The organism is Novosphingobium sp. KCTC 2891, from assembly GCF_025938155.1.
In the GTDB taxonomy this organism is placed as follows: Bacteria; Pseudomonadota; Alphaproteobacteria; order Sphingomonadales; family Sphingomonadaceae; genus Novosphingobium.
Map to the genome: position 1 here is coordinate 13,856 of NZ_JAPCZG010000020.1, position 18,438 is coordinate 32,293.

The 18,438-nt window shown below is 62.7% G+C and carries 14 protein-coding genes; 5 read left to right on the forward strand and 9 right to left on the reverse strand.

From position 1 onward, the window contains the following. Positions 1-23 precede the first annotated feature (23 nt). From OLX02_RS19530 to OLX02_RS19565, 8 genes are all read right to left on the reverse strand, one after another. Positions 24-1,187: an acyl-CoA dehydrogenase family protein gene (locus OLX02_RS19530; protein WP_264425554.1), complete on the reverse strand. Its 1,164-nt coding sequence runs from the start codon at positions 1,185-1,187 to the stop codon at positions 24-26. A gap of 154 nt (positions 1,188-1,341) precedes the next feature. Continuing rightward, entirely contained in the window at positions 1,342-2,733 is a 1,392-nt protein-coding gene (locus OLX02_RS19535; RefSeq protein WP_264425555.1) for an FAD-binding oxidoreductase, read from the reverse strand. 24 nt (positions 2,734-2,757) lie between these two features. After that, the gene (locus OLX02_RS19540) at positions 2,758-3,213 is read right to left on the reverse strand and encodes a VOC family protein (protein ID WP_264425557.1); all 456 of its coding nucleotides are present in this window, start codon (positions 3,211-3,213) and stop codon (positions 2,758-2,760) included. A 126-nt stretch (positions 3,214-3,339) separates the two neighbouring features. Further along, positions 3,340-4,356 carry a helix-turn-helix domain-containing protein gene (locus tag OLX02_RS19545; RefSeq protein WP_264425558.1) on the reverse strand — a complete coding sequence of 339 codons (1,017 nt, stop codon included), beginning with the start codon at positions 4,354-4,356 and terminating at the stop codon, positions 3,340-3,342. Between the two features lie 110 nt (positions 4,357-4,466). Beyond that, on the reverse strand, positions 4,467-5,204 hold the full coding sequence (locus tag OLX02_RS19550) for a nitroreductase (RefSeq protein ID WP_264425559.1): 738 nt from the start codon (positions 5,202-5,204) through the stop codon (positions 4,467-4,469). Beyond that, complete coding sequence (locus OLX02_RS19555) at positions 5,204-6,370, reverse strand: lipid-transfer protein (RefSeq protein ID WP_264425561.1); 1,167 nt, start codon at positions 6,368-6,370, stop codon at positions 5,204-5,206. The genes OLX02_RS19550 and OLX02_RS19555 overlap by 1 nt, the downstream gene beginning before the upstream one ends. An 84-nt stretch (positions 6,371-6,454) precedes the next feature. Continuing rightward, a complete protein-coding gene (locus OLX02_RS19560; protein ID WP_264425563.1) occupies positions 6,455-6,862 on the reverse strand; it encodes a Zn-ribbon domain-containing OB-fold protein in 408 nt (135 codons plus the stop codon). 45 nt (positions 6,863-6,907) lie between these two features. Then, the gene (locus OLX02_RS19565) at positions 6,908-8,050 is read right to left on the reverse strand and encodes a CynX/NimT family MFS transporter (RefSeq protein ID WP_264425565.1); all 1,143 of its coding nucleotides are present in this window, start codon (positions 8,048-8,050) and stop codon (positions 6,908-6,910) included. 449 nt (positions 8,051-8,499) lie between these two features. Here OLX02_RS19565 and OLX02_RS19570 point away from each other — a divergent pair, with 449 nt between their 5' ends. Then, the gene (locus OLX02_RS19570) at positions 8,500-10,857 is read left to right on the forward strand and encodes a membrane-bound PQQ-dependent dehydrogenase, glucose/quinate/shikimate family (RefSeq protein WP_264425567.1); all 2,358 of its coding nucleotides are present in this window, start codon (positions 8,500-8,502) and stop codon (positions 10,855-10,857) included. Positions 10,858-10,911: 54 nt separating this feature from the next. Here the strand turns inward: OLX02_RS19570 and OLX02_RS19575 are convergent, their stop codons facing one another. Continuing rightward, positions 10,912-11,688, reverse strand: coding sequence for a TetR/AcrR family transcriptional regulator (locus OLX02_RS19575; RefSeq protein ID WP_264425569.1), 777 nt, complete (start codon positions 11,686-11,688; stop codon positions 10,912-10,914). Positions 11,689-11,865: 177 nt separating this feature from the next. On the opposite strand from OLX02_RS19575, the gene OLX02_RS19580 reads away from it, so the two are divergent. From OLX02_RS19580 to OLX02_RS19595, 4 genes are all read left to right on the forward strand, one after another. Then, positions 11,866-13,638: an N-acyl-D-amino-acid deacylase family protein gene (locus tag OLX02_RS19580; RefSeq protein ID WP_264425570.1), complete on the forward strand. Its 1,773-nt coding sequence runs from the start codon at positions 11,866-11,868 to the stop codon at positions 13,636-13,638. Between the two features lie 69 nt (positions 13,639-13,707). Next, complete coding sequence (locus tag OLX02_RS19585) at positions 13,708-15,639, forward strand: flavin-containing monooxygenase (RefSeq protein ID WP_264425572.1); 1,932 nt, start codon at positions 13,708-13,710, stop codon at positions 15,637-15,639. 131 nt (positions 15,640-15,770) lie between these two features. Further along, complete coding sequence (locus tag OLX02_RS19590) at positions 15,771-16,868, forward strand: phosphotransferase family protein (RefSeq protein ID WP_264425574.1); 1,098 nt, start codon at positions 15,771-15,773, stop codon at positions 16,866-16,868. 27 nt (positions 16,869-16,895) lie between these two features. Next, positions 16,896-18,122 carry an acyl-CoA dehydrogenase family protein gene (locus OLX02_RS19595; RefSeq protein WP_264425576.1) on the forward strand — a complete coding sequence of 409 codons (1,227 nt, stop codon included), beginning with the start codon at positions 16,896-16,898 and terminating at the stop codon, positions 18,120-18,122. Positions 18,123-18,438: the final 316 nt, after the last annotated feature.

An 18,438-nucleotide genomic window follows, 5' to 3' on the forward strand; every position in this document is an offset into this window, starting at 1 on the left:
GCAAGAACCCGGCACGGCGGGGTTCACACTTTCATGAGCTTGCTGCCCAGCATGGTCAGCGAATTGGTCGGATCATTGCCGATGTGCGCGCGCGCCGCCATCAGGTCCAGCCAGGGGCGCACCAGCGGAGAATCGTTGCGAATGGCCCGCGCACCCATGTGCAGCATCATTTCGTCGACGCAGTCGGCGATGCGGCGCAAGGCCGAGGTTTCCTGCGAACGCAACGTCCATACCGTGCGCGAGTCCAGGGGCTCGTCACGTTCCGCATGGTCCCACAGCAAGGCAACGTGCCGTTCGAACTGCGCGGCAACCGCATCGGTTTCGGCATGGAGGCGCGCGGCTACTTGCAGCACGGCGGGGTTATCCAGCGCGGCTTGCCCCGTCAGTGGCGAGACGCGGCTCTTGTTGGACGCAATGAAGGCCTTCAGGGCAGCCCGGCCAATGCCGACGCAAAGATTGGAGATTCCGGCGGTGAACAGATAGAGCCACGGCAGCCGGTAAAGCGTGGGGCCGGGCCGATCAGCCGCAGGCACTGTCCAGACGCCTGTGTCCAACTGGTGCACGCGATGCGCAGGCACGAAGACGTCGCGCGCCACGATATCGTTGCTGCCGGTGCCTTTCATGCCGAAGGTATGCCACACGTCCTCGATGGCGTAGTCGGCCCGGGGTACGAGCAGCAGGCGGCTGGCCTCGGCGGCGGGAAGGCCTTCGATCCGCGCGCCCAGCAAGGACCACGCCGTGTGGGTGCTCCCACTGGCGAACGTCCAGCGGCCCGATAGCCTGTAGCCGCCTTCGACCGGCGTTGCCGTGCCTGTGGGGGCGAAGGAGGAACTCACCAACGCTCCTTGCCCATCGGCCCATACATCGGCCTGCGCCTGTTCGGAGAACAGGGCCACGACCAGCGCCTGCACGTTCAAGACGCCAAAGACCCAAGCCGTGGACGGGCATTGTTCCGCCAGCGCGTTCTGAAGCGCGAGGAACACTTCGGGGCGCAGTTCCTTGCCGCCCCAGCGGCGTGGCTTGTAGAGGTCAAAGAGACCGGCCGCGCGCAACTCGTCGATCGTCTGCACGGGAATGTCGCGCAGGGCATCGGCCTCTTGCGCTCGTGCGGCAATGCGCGGCAGCAGCGGTTCCACCCGGTGCATGAGGCTGGCCAGCGACGGTGGAAATGCCTGGGCGTCGTTCACGTCAATCCTCATCGCAGCGGAAATCGCCAAGGTATTCGGCGCGTGCGGATTGCTGGCAATCCCGGATTGGCCGACAAGGTCGTCGTTGCGCCAGCAGGCATGAATCTGTGCGCTGGGGAAAACAGGCGGGATCCAATTGCCGGTTCGGCAGCGCTCAGAAAAGGACATCCCGGTTGAGCAGGTGCTTTTCGTCCATCGCGTCGCGCAGGCGGTGCATCATGTCCAGGGCGCCGGGCGCCACATGGCGCGGCAGGAAAGCGCGCTTTGCCTGGCCAATGCCATGCTCGGCCGTCAGCGCGCCCTCGAACGCGTGCACGACGCCATAGACGCATTCCTCGACCTCGATTTCGCGCATCGCGGTCTCGGGTCCGATGTGGACGCCTACATGGATGTTGCTATCGCCGAGGTGGCCGAGGGTCACCATCCGGAAGTCGCCGAACCGCTCGCTCAGGGCCGTGCGCGTGGCCTGCGCGAATGCGTCGGCGCGAGCTATGTCGATGCTCACGTCAAACGGCACGAACGGCCCCATTTCCCGCACCAGGATTTCCGAACTTTCGCGGACTTGCCACAAATCCTTCACCTGCTTTTGCGAGCGAGCGGTGACGGCATCGGCGATCAGCCCCTCGGAGAAGGCTTTCTCCAGAAACTCCGCAAAGGCGGCCTCATCCACATCGTCGTCAAAGCCCATTGCTTCGACAATCGCGTAGAAGGGTTGGTCGGGCTCCACAGGCCGCCTTGCCGGATCGTGGCTTGCGACAAGGTGATAGTAATCCTGCCACATCACTTCGAACGCGGAAAGCTGCGGTAGCCGTCGCGCGCGGGACAGCAAGCCGAGGACGGAAGCGTAATCGGGCAGGGACACGAAGGCGACGTTCTGCGTGCAGGGCATGGCCGTCAGCCGCAGCACGGCTTTGGTGACGATGCCCAGCGTACCTTCGCTGCCGATGAAGGCCTGCTTGATGTCGTAACCGGTATTGTTCTTGAGAAAGCGGTTCATCGCGCTCACGATCGTGCCGTCGGCTAGGACGGCCTCCAGTCCGAGCACGTTCTGGCGTGTCATGCCCCAGCGGATCACGCGGTTTCCGCCGGCATTGGTGGCGATGGTGCCGCCAATCGTGGCCGTGCCCTTGGCGCCCAGGTCGATGGGATAGAGCAGGTCCTGGCCTTCCGCCGCCTGCTGAACCGCTTCCAGGGTAGCGCCAGCTTCCACGGTGGCTGTCATCGCTATCGGATCGATATCGAGGATAGCGTTCATGCGCTCCAGTGAAATGACCAGTTCGTCCGCTCGGGCAATCGCCCCTCCGGCAACACCGGTACGTCCGCCATGCGTGACGACGCGTTGCCCCCGCGCGTGGCACAGCGCCAGAACCCGCGCCACTTCATCGGTATCTGCCGGGCGCACGATCGCCGGCCCAAGCACGGGCACGGAGCGGAACGGGTCGCATGACCTGGCGCGCGCATCTTCGCCCAGCAGCATCCCGCGCTCTCCAACGATGGTCCGGATGGCGTCGATCAGGTCAGGTGAGGCTGGCTCGGTGCGGTTCATCGCTAAGGCTCTTCGCGATCGGGGTCAGGGGCGTCGGATCTGGATCAATTCGATGGAATAGCCATCGGGATCCTTGATGAAGGCCAGCTGCGGGGCGCCATCCAACATCGCCCTGGGAGCGGAGCCTGGCGCTCCTCCAAAGTCCTTGAGACGTTCCCACATCGCCTGCACGTCGGGCACGCCGATGGCGACATGGCCATAGCCAGTGCCGTGGCTGTAGGCTTCGGCCTGATCCCAATTCCACGTCAGTTCCAAAGCGGCGGGCCCATCGCGATAGCCGGCATAGGAAAGGAACAGGATCGAGAAACGGCCCTGCTCGAAATCATGGCGATCTAGCAAGGTCATGCCGAGGCCGTCGCAATAGAAACGAAGCGAGGCATCGACATCGCGAATGCGGATCATGCTGTGCAGAATGCGCGGGCGATCGGCATCTTCGCCCCATGCCCACAGAGGATCGTGAGAACTGGCTGTTTCGGTCATGCGCAAAATCCCCTTGGCGGAGCAATCGCGGGGATTTTAGCCCATCTCGCAACGCCGCGCGTGCCCACGATGGCAAACGGGATTGCTCCCTTGCGAAGTGCCCGGCCTTGCGGGTCCGTCGGAACGTCAGGCAGCGTGGCGGGCGCTACCCTCGTCGCGCGCTGCGCGATCCTGCATCGTGCCTTTCATGTGACGCGTGCGGAATTCGCGTGGTGGAATGCCATAGGCGGCCTTGAACATGCGGCTGAAATGCGCCGCGCTCTTGAAACCAGACATATAGGCGATTTCGTGGATCGGGTGATCCCGCGTCTTGGGAGAGAGCAGCCAATCGCGTGCCTTCGGCAGGCGGTTCTTCCACACCAACTCGGAGAATGACGTGTTGTTGGCCTTAAGCAGATAGCACAGATAGCGGGGCGATATGCCGCAATTGGCCGCAACCTTGTCGTAGCTGAGGTCGGGGTCGGTCAGGTTCATCATGATGTAATTTTCGATATCGGCCAGCCGCCGATCCACCAGTTTCTGGCGGCGCGGCATCTCCATCTTGCTGGACCGCAGATGGTCAGCGATCGATTCCAGCAGGCCACCAACGAGGTGGCGAGCCGCATGGTCGCCCAGCCGGTCGCCATAGTCGAGGATGACATCGAGCAACCTGAGCGCGGCCATGCCTTCGGCCGATTGCAGGTCGAACGGGGTGAACAGGCGCTCGGCCTCCTGCAGGTGCATCAGGAACATGTCGGGTGGCACGATGATCTGGATGGATTCATGCCGATCTTCGCCATTGCGCCGGAGAGTGGCCTGAAAGGGCGCGCTGGAATCAAGGATGCCGGCACTGCCGGCAGCAATTTCACAGGTTCCGTTCGCCCGCACGATCTTGATCGCGCCCTTGCGCGCAAACCAGATCACGCGCAGCCCGACGCGATTGTTGCGAATATGCTGCGTTCCGCGACGATAGGACAGGTCCGAAGATGAGCAGATGCGCGTGATCGAGACCGGACTGCTCAGTGCCTTTTCCATCTCGACGTTCGAGAAATTGTCATCGAGACACTTCAGATCGCCATCGTAGAACTCACGACGGGCAACCGCGGCGTACGCCTGAAACGCTTCGGCCGAGGATACACGGGTGCTGGAAAAGACCTGTTCCATTCAATCCTTCTCCCAGTGCCTGGCCCCGGCGCAGGAATGCGGATGCATCTGCACCGGGGCGGCTCACGCCTGTTTTGCCGGTTAGTCGGTCTTGTTTTGCTTGGCCGAAATCAGCGATCGACCCAGCTGACCACTTCTTCCAATGGCGCCCGGCGAGAACGGAAGGCATTGGCCGGATGATCCGCAGCCGCATATCCGAACGAGGCACCGCACACCACGAGCCGATCTTCGGGTATGCCGAAATGCTCGTGAACCAGCGGGCAATAGGCGGCAAAGGCAGCCTGCACGATCATGGCAATCCCAAGGCTTTGTGCCGCAAGCATCAGCGTGCCAAGATAAATGCCTGTGTCGATCGCCCCGTAATCGCACAAGTCGCGCGGAGAGGTAAACACCATCGCGTGCGGCGCGCCGAACAGGCGGAAGTTTTCCAGCGCCTGCTTGCCCGATGCTTCGCGATCGCCAAAAGCCACCCCGACGCTATCGTAAAGTTGCCAGCCCACTTCGCGCTGGCGCTCCTTGTAGATCCCGCGATAAATTTCGGGGAAATCGAAGTCGGGCGGGGGCGTTTTCTGACCGCTTGCCGCATCTGCCACAGCACGTTCGAAAAAGGCGCGCCGAAAACGCTCGGTGCCTTCGCCGCTGGTGACGTGAACCTGCCACGGCTGGCTGTTGCACCACGATGCAGCATTTTGGGCGATGCGCAGCATCAGCTCGATCTTTTCCTGAGGAACCTGATCGGGCAGGTAGCTGCGGCAGCTGAAGCGATCGGCGAGCAAGCGGGAAAGCACTGCGGCTTCCGGGGGCAGGCCATCATCTCCGGTCAGAGCGACACGTTCTGTGCTGGCCATCAATCGACTCCGAGAATGGCGGCGCTGGTAGGTACGCCGCTGCCGGCCGTTACCAGCATGTTGCGAACGCCCGGCACCTGGTTCACGGCCGTACCGCGCAATTGCCGAACCGCTTCGGCCACCCCGTTCATCCCGTGGATGTAGGCTTCACCCAATTGTCCGCCGTGCATATTGATCGGCAACGCGCCCCCGATTTCAAGGTTGCCGTCGCGCACGAAATCCTTGGCTTCACCCTTGGCGCAAAAACCATAGGCTTCCAGGCCGGGGAAGACGCTCGGACCGAAGTGATCATAGATGATGGCTGCATCCAGATCCTTGGGCGAAAGGCCCGACTGGGCATAAAGCTGGCGTGCCGCCGCCGCGCATTCTTCATAAGGCCAGATGTTTTCGCGGTAGAAGCCGGTCAGGCCCAACGCACCCGCAGGCGATCCTTGCGCTGCTGCGCGAATATAGACGGGCTTCTGCTTAAGATCCTTTGCCCGTTCGGCGCTGACCACAACGACAGCCACTGCGCCATCGCTTTCCTGGCAGCAGTCAAGGAGGCGCAGCGGATCGGCAATCATCTTGGAGGCCTGGTGGTCTTCCACGGTGATCGGCTTGCCATAGAAGAAGGCATTGGGATTGGTGGACGCATTCTTGCGCGCCAGAACCGCGTAGTTCGCGAAATCCAGCTCGGTCGCGCCGGTTTCGTGCATGTAACGGCGCATCATCATGCCGACCATGGCGGCCGGCGTCATCAACCCGCTGAGGCCGTGATATGCAAACACCACGTTGTCGCTCGTGGGGGGCAGCGAATGCATCGGCTGACCGAAGCGATATTCGGAGCGTTCGTTCATCGCGCGATAGACGACGACGACATCGGCAACGCCGCAAGTGATCGCAAGCGCCGCCTGCTGCAACGGTGCGCATGTGGCGCCCCCGCCCTGGGCGATCCGGCTGAAGAACTTCAGGTCCTTGCCGCCAATGGCACGAAACACTTCCTGTTCGCCGTTGTTGTCCATCGTATAGGTGGAAATGCCGTCCACCTCGGATGGGTCGATCCCCGCATCGTCGAGGGCTGACAGGGTTGCTTCCACTGCAAGGCGCAGCTCGCTGCGTCCGCTGTTCTTGGAAAATTCCGTAGCGCCGTAGCCGGCGATCGCGGTCTTGTTGCTGAACGAAGTCATCGTGTGCAAATCCTTGGCTCGCGCATCAGGTGCGCGATGAGATTCCGGCGAGGAAATTCAGGCCCAAAAACCCGGGCCTAAAAGTCAGGCAGGGCGAAAGCGGAAGGCGGCAACATCGCCGCGCCGCAGGAATTCCACCTTCAACGGCATGCCGATGCGCAGGCTGGCCGGGTCGGTGCCGTCCATCGCACCAACCATTCGCTCGCCTTCGGCAAGATCGGCCACCACGATGGGATGCGGCGCAGGAAAGCCGGGCAGCGGCGGATGATGATGCACGACATAGCTGAACAAGGCTGCATCGCCCGACAGCTTCGCTTCGCTCCAGTTCAGCGAATGGCAATGGCCGCAAGCCGGCGTCGGCAGGGTGCGCAGGGTACCGCAACCGTCACACTTCTGGGCCAGCAACTCCTCACGCTCCAGACCGCGATAGAAGAAATCGAAATCGCGATTGGAACAGGGAGCATTGTGTCCCTTATCGACGGGCGCATTCATTCGTTCATCTCCATATGAAGTCGGTATTGTTCAAGCTGGTTCGGTTCATCCCTGAAAGGCAGGGCCGCGCACGGCAGCCTCTCGACGCGAGCGCGTGGGCAAGACAAACAACAAGGTCGCCAGAAACAGCGCCAGAGCAGAACCTGCCAATGCAATCCGGTAGTTGCCAAAGTGGACGTAGGCCCAGCCGACCAAGGGCGTTATGCCAAACAGGAAGGGCAGCTTGAGCGCATAGCTGACGCCCATGGCGCGGCTGACGCTTGCCGAACCGAACATCGCGGCCATTGCCGCACCATGCAGTGTTACGAGAGGCACGGTAACCACGCCCAGCATTGCCGCCACGGGCAGGAACAGGGCCGTCGCGCCGCTTGCCAGCAGAGCCCAGCCGATCGCCTGAATCGCGCCGGCAATGGCCAGTGCGAACCGGGGGCCGATGCGGTCGGCCAGCCATCCCATCACCAGCGTACCCGCGATGCCCGCGCCCGAATAGACCGACAGCAGCATGGCCGCGCTGGCCGGATCGAGGCCATACGACTGCGCAAATGCAGTGGAGTGGACGGTAAAGGCAGTACCCGTTCCCGCAATCAGGCCGATGCCCAGTGCGACCAGCCAGAAGTCGAGCCGCGCGAACATTTCGCCTGCAGGGATGACATGCGAGTCATCTATCGTGGGGCCTGCCTGTTTATCGGAACCCCCATCGGATTGGAGCAGGCACAGCAGCGGCAGCAGCACGGCGAAAGCTACCGCTGCGGCGGCATAGATATACTCACGCCCGAAGACCGGCAGCCCCCGTGCCACCATATAGGGGACGACGAACATCATCAGCGGCAAGTTGACAAGGCTCAGCACGCGGCCGCGCCGATCCGGGAAAAGCCGAGCGACAATCGTGACCGGGCCAAGAATGGCGGTCAGCGTCGTGCCAACTCCCACAAGCGCAAACATGGCGAGGGCGAAGGGAAAGGCGCCAGAGACCATCAGGCCGAGATAGGCGACAAGATTGGCGAGCGCCCCCGCGATCATGACAGTGCTGGGCCGGAACCGGTGCATCGTCCCGCCCCCCACGATCGCGGACAGGCCCAGCGCCGTGGTCAGCACGCTCATGCCCAACGAGATCTCTGTCCGGTCAACGCCGAAATGCGCTTCGTTGGCGGCCAGCAACGGGCCGAAAGAACCGAAGGCGAGGCTCATGGCCACATTTTGCGCCACAGCGCATACGATGATGGTTCGCATGCCGGCATTGCGCGAATTGCCATTGGCAGCAGTGCCCAAGAGCCTCGTCCTTTGATTATGTTTCTGTCAGCCATATCTAACAAGGACAGCGAGGTGGCCAACCCGCCTATTGCGGGATGCCATGCTTGGCGTCGCACTCAGATCAGTCTGAATATGCACAGGTCCGGCTCTTTGCAGGACAGGCCTATACCCGGCCTCTGCCAACCACCTCGACTTCCGGCGCAGGCGGAAGGCCACAGTTGCAGTGCGGTTTGCCCACGGCTGAACCAGACCCGCACGCTGGTTGTGCAATGCCGTCCAGTCTGGCCTTCCTTCAGCGGGACCTGACGTAATCGCGAGCCCGGCAGCCTCGCTGCCGACTGCCAGCGTATGCGTAGTGGCAAGAACAAATGACAATGAGAGGCCCGATGGCAAGCAGCAATCCAACGTCCAGCGCCGGAATGGAGCGCCTGCTGGCGCTTGTGATCATGCTGAGCGGCCTTTGCATGGCGGCGCCGGGCGCCTACCTGCTGCAGGTGGGCGGGACACCTTACTATCTTGTCGCAGGTACGGCGCTGATCGTGTCGGGCCTAATGCTGTGGCGGGGTTCCGCCCATGGCGCTTGGCTCTATGCGCTGGTTCTGGCCGGCACCATCGCGTGGTCGTTGTGGGAAAGCGGGCTGGACGCATGGGCGCTTCTGCCCCGGGTCGGGCTGCTTCTGGGACTGGGGTGGCTTGTACTGCTCGCACGGGCCTTGCGGGTTTCGCGCAAGCGCATGGCAAGGGTGCTCATGGGCAGCGCGGCGGTGGCCGGTGTTGCTGCGGTCGCTGGCGGCATTGCCTGGCGCGGTCCTGCTCGCAGCGATCTTTTTGCCGATGCCATCGCAGCGCCGCAGAATGAAGGCGAATGGCATTCCATTGGCGGGGGGCAGGGGTCGCAGCGCTTTTCGCCGCTTGGCCAGATCACCCCGGCGAACGTCAGCGGACTGAGGGTGGCATGGAAGATCCACCTGGGCATGCCACCAGCCGGTATGTATGGCTCGCTTGAAGCAACCCCACTGAAAGTCGGTGATACGCTGTTCATGTGCAACATGCACAACGTGGTCAGCGCAATCGACGCCGAAACGGGGCAGAAGCGGTGGGAGGCCGATCCGCAGATCGACCGCAAGGGGGTGGCGCTCGCCGCCTGCCGCGGCGTGAGTTACTACCGCGATGCCACTGCCGATCCCAAGGCGCCTTGTGCCGAACGCATCATCCAGACCGCCTATGACGCGCGCATCATCGCGCTTGACCTGCATACAGGCAAGCGCTGCGAGGGTTTCGGCAACGGTGGCGCCGTTGATCTGCGCGCGGGCATTGGTCCCATCCCCAAGGGCTATTACTATCTGACTTCGCCGGCGGCGGTAGTCCGCGACCGCTTGGTGGTTGGCGCCTCGGTGCTCGACGGGCAGGAAGTGAACGAACCTTCGGGCGTGATCCGCGCCTTCGATGCGCGCACCGGCGCTTTTGTCTGGGCGTGGGACATGGGACGCCCTGGCGACCACGGGATGCCGCCCAAGGGCGAGACATTTACCCGCGGCACGCCCAATGCCTGGGCACCGATTACGGGTGATGACCAGTCGGGCCTTGTCTTCGTTCCGCTTGGCAACGCCACGCCGGATTACCTTGCGGCGCACCGTTCGGAGCCAATGAATCGCTATTCCAGCTCCATCGTGGCGCTCGACATAGCGACAGGCGACGTACGCTGGTCCTATCAGACCACGCACCGCGACGTGTGGGACTACGACGTCGCATCGCCGCCGACCTTGGCCGATTTCCCCATGCCCGACGGCTCAATGCGCCCGGCGGTGATCCAGGCAACGAAGCGCGGCCAGATCTTCGTGCTGGACCGCCTGACCGGCAAGTCGCTGGTCGACACGGTAGAAAAGGCCGTTCCGCAAAATGCCGTGCCCGGTGAAAAGCTTTCGCCCACCCAACCCTACCCCGTGGGCATGCCATCGCTGGGCGGAGGACTGCTCACCGAGGCGCGGATGTGGGGCATTTCGCCCTTCGACCAGTTGTGGTGTCGCATTCGCTTTCGCCAAGCGCGCTATGATGGCGATTTCACGCCGATGACCACGAAGCCGACCATCGTATTCCCCAGCTACTTCGGAGGATCGAACTGGTCGGGCGTGTCGGTGGACCCGCAGCGGGGATTGCTGGCCGTAAACGTCAATTATTTTGCGATGTATAACCGCCTGATCCCGCGCCCTGAAGCCAACGCCAAAGGCATTTATCCCTTCCGCGTAGGCCACAATGAACTGGACATCGCGGCATGGCCGCAAGGCGGCACGGGGTATGCTGCCAAGACTGGCGGGTTCCTCTCGCCGATTGGCGTGCCTTGCACGCAGCCGCCCTTTGGCGAACTGGCCGTTATCGATCTCAAGACCCGCAAGATTGCCTGGCGCACACCGCTGGGCACGGCACGTGACAGTGGCCCGGCCGGCATGGCGCTGGGCCTGCCGATCCCGCTGGGCACGCCCGCGCTCGGAGGATCGCTCATGACCCGCAGCGGCCTGCTGTTCATCGCGGCGACGCAGGAACGCATGTTCCGGGCCTTTGATTCGGCAACGGGCAAGTTGCTGTGGCAGGACCGGCTTCCGGCAGGCGGCCACGCCAATCCGATGACCTATTATTCGGATCGCAGTGGCCGGCAGTTCGTAGTGATCGCGGCCAGCGGTCACCCGCAGCTAGCCAGCGGATCGGGCGATACCCTTATCGCCTATGCCTTGCCGAAGCGCCGATGACGCACGACGACGACGACCCTCGCGCCTTCTGGAAGGGGGCGGCGCGGGGGCATGTCAGGCGCGGCAATAGCCGTCGATCATGGTCACGAGATGGTCGACCCACACATCCGAGACGATTGTTTCCTCGGTGATCCATTCGGGCGAGAGCGCCGGCAGCAGGCGAACCGGACTGCCGGCAAGCACCATGATGCTGACAGCCACATGGCGCGCATCGAGGGTCGCGGCATAAACGCCCTGTTCGATCAGCAGGCGCACGATGTCGTGGAGCTTGCTCACGATCAGGCCGGACCGCTTGGACAAGTGCTCGTCGCGGATGAGCGAGTGCGACTTTTCAAATTCGATCAGGGCCACGCGCGTCGCGGCGCGTTCCGACATGTAGATGTCGATCAAAGTGGTGATGACGAGGCGGGTGGGGTTGTCGCCGCGGGCCTGGACGATGCCGGACACGATATCCCGTTCCAGCCCAGCCAGTACCTCGGTGATACGGCTTGCGGTCTGGCGCAGCATCGCGGTGATGAGGCCGTCCTTGCTGCCAAAATAATAGCGGACCATCTCCTGCGATGTGCCGGCCCGCTCGGCCACGTCCTTCAACGTGATCTCGCCGTGCGTCCGCTCTTCCAGCAGGACGCGCAGGGCGCGCAGCAGCTCATCCGGGATATCGTGTCTGATCTGCGAACGTGGCCTGCCGCGGGGGCGGGATTCGCCTTCGTTTGGGTGGGGCATCAGCATGTCGTCGGGTTGCGGCGCGGGCCAGAAGTGGTCGCCGATCGATAGCGTAGCCCACGTTTTTCCATGCGGCAAATCGCGCGGCGTTATTGTGCGCGGCCACAATTATGGCGCTCGACAGCACCTGCGGCGAGCATGCACTCTCGAGCTGCAAGACGGACCGGAAAGGTGCGTCGATCGCGGCCTTATCGTGGTCGCGTCACCGATCAAAAACGCATCATGCAGTGGCACTCTCCCGGACGGGAAATCGCCACGCGTGAATGGCCGCTGGGAGAAAAAACCGTGCCTGAAGAACTCTATGATATCGTGCTGCGCCAAGGCACGGTGGTCGATGGATTGGGCGGAACGCCCTTCGTCGCCGATGTTGCTGTCCGTGATGGAAAGATCGTCGCCGTGGGCACCGTGGACGGATCCGGCACGGAAGAAATCGACGCACGCGGCCTGCTGGTAACCCCCGGCTTCGTGGATGTTCACACCCATTACGACGCACAGGTCATCTGGGAATCGACGCTGTCGCCTTCCTCCAACCATGGCGTCACGACCGTGCTGATGGGTAACTGCGGCGTGGGCTTTGCACCGTGTCGGCCCGAAGACCGCCAGCGCCTGATCCAGTTGATGGAAGGGGTGGAGGACATCCCCGGCGTGGTCATGGCTGAAGGGCTGACGTGGGAATGGGAAAGCTATCCGCAGTATCTCGATGCCGTGGCAGCCCGCCCGCATGATATCAACGTGGCAAGCTACCTGCCTCATGCGCCGTTGCGCGTCTATGTGATGGGCGAGCGCGCCGCCGCCGGCGAAAAATCCACCCCGGAAGACCGCGCCCGCATGGCTGAAATCGCAGGTGCGGCCATGCGCGCGGGTGCGCTTGGTTTTTCCACTTCGCGCAGCCTGTTTCACAAGAGCAGCTCGGGCGAAAAAATCTGCACGCTCGATGCGGACGAGGCGGAATTGTCGGAAATCGCGGCGCAAGTTCGCGACAATGGCGACGGTATCCTGCAGGTGGCCGTGGATTTCGGCGGGGCACAGAACCTGCCTGAAGAATTTGCCTTGCTGGAACGTGTCGCCCGCAGCGCCGACCGCGTGATGACGATGCCGATCGCCGAAATGCACAAGGATCCGAACAAGTGGCGCGAGATCATGGACCTGGTGAGCCGCGCCAACGCCAGCGGCGCGCGCATGGGCGCACAGTCCCTGCCGCGCGGCATAGGCATGCTGTTCGGTCTTGAGCTGTCGGCCCACCCGTTCTTCCTCAAGCCGTCCTATCGCGAAATTGCGCACCTGCCGATCCAGGAGCGGCTTGGGCGGATGCGCGACCCGGAAGTGCGCGCACGCATCCTGTCGGAAGCCTCGATCGCCTACCCGCTGCCCGTGGCCGATACGCTCGACCTGTTCGACGGCATGTACGAAGTGACCAACCCGCTGAACTACGAACCTCTGCCCGAAACCTCGCTGGCGGCGCGCGCGCAAGCCTTGGGCATTACGGCCGAGGCGCTGGCCTATGACCTGCTGCTGTCGCATGATGGGCAGGCCGCGATTTTCCTGCCCTTTGCCAACTATGCCAAGGGCAATCTCGACGCAGCCCTCGAAATGCTGCGCCATCCCGACATCGTGCTGGGATTGGGCGATGGTGGTGCGCACTATGGCATCATCTGCGATGCCAGTTATTCGACATTCCTGCTCAGCTACTGGACCCGCGATCGTGTGCGGGGCGAGCGGATCGGCATTCCCGAGGCTATCCGTGCGCTGACTCATGACACGGCCTCGCTGATCGGGCTCAACGATCGCGGCGTGGTGGCACCGGGTTACAATGCCGATCTGAATGTCATCGACTACGACAACTTGCGCCTGGAAGCGCCAGGCATTGCCTTCGACCTTCCAGAAGGCGGGCGGCGACTGACGCAGCGTTCGCAAGGCTACGTGGCCACGATCATCAACGGCGAGATCGTCTATCGCAACGGCCTTCCCACCGGCGCATTGCCGGGCAAGCTGGCGCGCGGTCGCAAGGCGGCGCCACGGCTTGAGGATGCTCGGCTCATGGAAGCCGCAGACGCCTGAAATTCATCGAAAAAATATGGACCGGCGCGCGCCCAATTGCGCCGGCCAGCCTGGGGAAGGATGTTCTAAATGGCAACACTCGCAGAACCGACCGTAACCGGTCTTGACGAGGAAATGGTTCGTCGTGCGCTAGACATGGCCAACCTCAACGCGCTGCGCATCGCACTGTACCAGGCGACGGGGGATGAAGAACTCGCCCGGATGAACGTTGTGCGCGAACCCTATTGGGGCGGCGCTTTCGAAATGGTCGTGCTCGCGCCAGAACACGCGCAGGCGGTCAGGGAAAAGGCGCTGGCTTTCCTGCGCTCGGGCGCTGCAAGCCGCGCAGAAGAACCGGAAGGCGCGCCCGACGAGCCCACCTTGCGCAAGATGATGGAGCTGTTCTCGGGCGAGGAGCCCAACGATTATATCTTCAACTTCGGACGCGAAGAGCTGAACTTCGATGCTTTTCCGCGCGGTGTGGAATGGAACAGGGACATCCCCGCCGACGTGAAGGCAGGCTTTCACGTTATCGTCGTGGGGGCAGGGGTTTCAGGGCTGGTCACGGCCATCCAGCTCGACCGGCTGGGTCTTCCCTACACCATCATCGAACGCAATGACGATGTGGGCGGCACATGGTTGACCAACACCTATCCCGACGCGCGGGTGGATATCCCCAGCTATCACTACCAGCTGACCGTCACCAAGAACTACCCGTGGAAGCACTACTTCGCCACGCAGCCCGAGCTGCTGGAGTATATCCGCCACGTGGCCGACAGCTACAACCTGCGCGGCAAGATCCGCTTCGGCACCGAGTTGACCGAGGCACATTGGGACGAGGACGCCAAATTGTGGCGGACCACTCTGCGCTGCAAGGATGGCACTGAGGAAGCGCTGGTCGGCAATGCCATCATCAGCGGTGCGGGCCTTTTCAATGCGCCCAACATGCCCGATATCGCAGGCATCGAGACCTTTGGAGGCAAAATCTTCCACACCACCAACTGGGACCACAGCTTCGATTACACAGGCAAGCGGGTGGGCATTATCGGCGTGGGCTGCACAGGTGCACAGCTGATGCCGAAAGTGGCGCAGGATGCCGGGCATGTCGACGTCTTCCAGCGCTCGCCGCACTGGGTATCGAAGATGCCGGGTTACCGAGACGAAGTGCCGGAAGAAATCCAGTGGCTGTTGCAGCACATCCCCAACTACTGGAACTGGCACGTTTTTTCGGTCTTCTACACGTTGTTTGCCGATGATGGCGCCTTGCAGGTGCTGGACCACGAATGGCGGGCGAAGGGCGGCAAGGTGAACCCGCAGAACGATGCCCTGCTCGAGGCGGTGCGGGATGGCGTTCTGGCCGAGTTTCCCGATGATCCTGCGATGGCGAGCAAGCTGATGCCGAACTGGCCCCCGTTCGCCAAGCGACTGGTGGTCGACAATGGCTGGTTCGACGCGCTGAAGCGGCCCAATGTTTCGCTGGTGACAGAGGGCATCGAGCGGGTCACGCCCAAGGGCATCGTCACCGCCGACGGCGCGGAGCACGAACTCGACCTGATTGTGGTGGCCGGCGGCTTCAAGGCCGAGCGCTACCTTTGGCCGACGCACTATGTCGGCCGCAATGGCACGACTTTGGAGAAGGCCTGGGAAAAGGACGGGGCGCGCGCCTATCTTGGCGTCACGGTTCCCGAATTCCCCAATATGTTCATCATCTATGGGCCCAACATGCAGGCACGCGCCGGCGGGCTTTTCTGCTGGCTTGAAATCTGGGCCCGGTATTCGGTTCAAGCCATTGTCCAGATGCTGGAAAGCGGCCATCGCGCGATGGAATGTCGCCGCGATGTCCACGATGCCTACAACGCCAGGCTCGATGAGGAGCAAGCATCCTGCCTGTGGGCGCTGGATGGCCACAAGTCCTACTACCTCAACGAGCACGGGCGGCAGGGCGTCAACAACCCGCTGCGGCCCTCCACGACGTATAGCCTTGTGCGCGAAGTAAGAATGGAAGACTTCGTTCTGGATTGAGATGCAGCGCGGGAGGTCGCGCCGGCGGCGTTGCCTCCCTCTTGCCTCTTGCTCGCCTGTCACTTGGCTGTGCGTGAACTTGACCGGGCGGCTTATTGCCTTGGCACGGCGGCACCACCAAGGATCAACACATGGCCCAGATGGACAACCCTACCGCGCAAGCAGCTCTTGAAATGCCGGGCACCAACGGATCGCCCGAAATCCCCGTGGATCTGGAGGCGATCGGTCGCTGGCTCCACACGCTGGGCCTCGTCGGGACCGAGGCCATCGTCAATCCCCGGCTTCTGGCGGGCGGCACGCAGAACATCGTGCTTCGCTTCGCCTGCGATGGCCGCGAGATGGTCTTGCGCCATCCCCCGGCCAAGCCGCGCCCCAACAGCAATACGTTGCTGACGCGGGAAATCCGCGTCCTTTCTGCGCTGGAAGGCAGCGCGGTGCCGCATCCGCGCCTTGTTGCAGGGTGCACCGACCTTTCAGTGATCGGGGCCGTTTTCTATGTGATGGAAGCGGTCGATGGCTTCAATCCCACGCTGGCCCTGCCGCCCGCGGTAGAAGCCGATCCGGCTGTGCGCCACCGCATGGGCCTTGAAATGATGGATGCCCTCGCAGCCCTTTCGCGGGTCGACCATGTGGCTGCCGGCCTGTCGGACTTCGGAAAGCTCGATGGCTTTCTTGAACGCCAGGTCGGGCGTTGGGCATCCGAACTGGAAAGCTATGCCCGCTTCGAGGGATGGGATGGTCCGGCCGCGCTGGGCGATGTCACCGCAGTGGGCGATTGGCTTGCCGCGAACTGCCCCCGTGCGATGCAGCCGGGCATCATTCATGGCGATTATCACGTGGGCAACGGCATCTTTGCCGAAGACGGCACGCTGCGTGCCGTGGTCGACTGGGAAATGGCGACGCTTGGCGATCCCCTGGTCGATCTTGGCCGCATCCTGCTTAGCTGGCCCGATGGCGGCGAGGCGCGACCTTACACGATGCGTGTCTCCCGGCTCGACGGTTTTCCGACCCGCGCCGAAATGATTGATCGCTATGCCGAACGGTCTGGCCGTGATTTGTCGGATCTGCCGTGGTTCGAGGTGTTGGCCTGCTACAAACTAGGCCTCATTTTTGAAGGCTCGCATGCCCGGGCGCAGGCGGGCCTTGCCGATCCGGCCACTGGCGAGCGGCTCCACCGCTCGGCGGTGGCCCTGCTGGACGAGGCGCGGCGGATCATCGCCCGCGCCTGATCCACTTTCCAATTTCAGGAGCATCGCTTGGATTTCGATCTTTCCCCCCGCCAGCACGAGTGGCTCGGCCGCGTGCGCGCTTTCATGGCCGAACATGTCTATCCGGCCGTGCCCACGTATTACGAGCAACTGGGCAAGGATCGCTGGAACCAGCCCGCCGTGCTTCAGGATTTGAAGGCCAAGGCGCGGGCACAGGGGCTGTGGAACCTGTTCATGTGCCCTTCCAGCCATGACGAAGGCGATTTTCACGGTGCGGGGCTGACCAACCTCGAATATGCGCCGCTGGCTGAGGAAATGGGCCGCATCACCTGGGCATCGGAAGTGTTCAACTGCTCGGCGCCCGATACCGGCAACATGGACCTTCTGCATCTCTATGGCTCGCACGAGCAGAAAGAGCAGTGGCTGCGTCCGCTCATGGCCGGCGAGATCCGCTCGGCCTATGCCATGACCGAACCCGACGTGGCATCGTCGGACGCCACCAACATGCAGACCAGCATCGTGCGCGATGGTGACGACTATGTCATCAACGGGCGCAAGTGGTGGATTTCGGGCGTCTGTGACCCGCGTTGCAAGTTCATGATCGTGATGGGACGCTCCAATCCCGATGCCCCGCGCCACCAGCAGGCCTCGCAGATAATCGTGCCGATCGGCACGCCGGGCGTCACCATCGGTCGCAACATGACCAATTTCGGCTACGACGATGCGCCGCACGGTCACACCGACGTGACGTTTGACAACGTGCGCGTGCCGGCCAGCAACATGATCCTTGGAGAAGGCCGCGGCTTCGAGATCTCGCAAGGACGTCTGGGGCCGGGCCGCATCCATCACTGCATGCGCATCATTGGCATGGCCGAAGTCGCGCTGGAAAAGATGGTGCGCCGCCTGATGAGCCGCTCGACCTTTGGCAAGCGCCTGATCGAGCATTCGGTGTGGGAGCAGCGCATTGCCGATGCGCGCATCGACATCGAGATGTCGCGCCTTCTCACGCTGAAGGCCGCCGACATGATGGACAAGGTGGGCAACAAGGTGGCTCGCCTCGAAATCTCGATGATCAAGGTGGCCGCTCCTCGCATGGCGCTGGGCGTGATCGACGATGCCATTCAGGCTTTTGGGGCAGGGGGGCTGGATAGCGACGCAGGCACTGCCGCGCTGTTCGCGCGCGTGCGTGCCCTGCGCATCGCAGACGGTCCGGATGAAGTGCACGCACGCACGATCGCCCGGCTCGAACAAAAGAAATACGCTACACCAAGCTGATCCACAGCATCATCGGGACACGCATCGTGCTTGATCGGATCCTCCTGACGCAGATCGCGTCCGGGCGCTTCTCCTCGTGTATATCGATCGAGTGATGATCGAGTTTTGACCTGAGGCGCAGGGACGTTTGCTTGGGTGTTGTGAGTGCGTGGCTGATTTGTTGCGTGGGGGTAAGCAGTTTTTCAGTTGTATAGGCAAACATGTGGAACGATCGAGTGATGCAGAACAATCCGGTTATCGTTGACATCGCGCGATCGCCGATGGGGCGTGGCAAGGCTGGCGGGGCTTTGTCCGAGGTTCATCCTGCGGACTTGCT

Bases quoted from the DNA above. Each gene is read 5' to 3' on its own strand.
- OLX02_RS19535 (WP_264425555.1), bottom strand. From the start codon at position 2,733: ATGAACCGCACCGAGCCAGCCTCACCTGACCTGATCGACGCCATCCGG.
- OLX02_RS19540 (WP_264425557.1), bottom strand. From the start codon at position 3,213: ATGACCGAAACAGCCAGTTCTCACGATCCTCTGTGGGCATGGGGCGAA.
- OLX02_RS19545 (WP_264425558.1), bottom strand. From the start codon at position 4,356: ATGGAACAGGTCTTTTCCAGCACCCGTGTATCCTCGGCCGAAGCGTTT.
- OLX02_RS19550 (WP_264425559.1), bottom strand. From the start codon at position 5,204: ATGGCCAGCACAGAACGTGTCGCTCTGACCGGAGATGATGGCCTGCCC.
- OLX02_RS19555 (WP_264425561.1), bottom strand. From the start codon at position 6,370: ATGACTTCGTTCAGCAACAAGACCGCGATCGCCGGCTACGGCGCTACG.
- OLX02_RS19560 (WP_264425563.1), bottom strand. From the start codon at position 6,862: ATGAATGCGCCCGTCGATAAGGGACACAATGCTCCCTGTTCCAATCGC.
- OLX02_RS19565 (WP_264425565.1), bottom strand. From the start codon at position 8,050: ATGAGCCTCGCCTTCGGTTCTTTCGGCCCGTTGCTGGCCGCCAACGAA.
- OLX02_RS19570 (WP_264425567.1), top strand. From the start codon at position 8,500: ATGGCAAGCAGCAATCCAACGTCCAGCGCCGGAATGGAGCGCCTGCTG.
- OLX02_RS19585 (WP_264425572.1), top strand. From the start codon at position 13,708: ATGGCAACACTCGCAGAACCGACCGTAACCGGTCTTGACGAGGAAATG.
- OLX02_RS19590 (WP_264425574.1), top strand. From the start codon at position 15,771: ATGGCCCAGATGGACAACCCTACCGCGCAAGCAGCTCTTGAAATGCCG.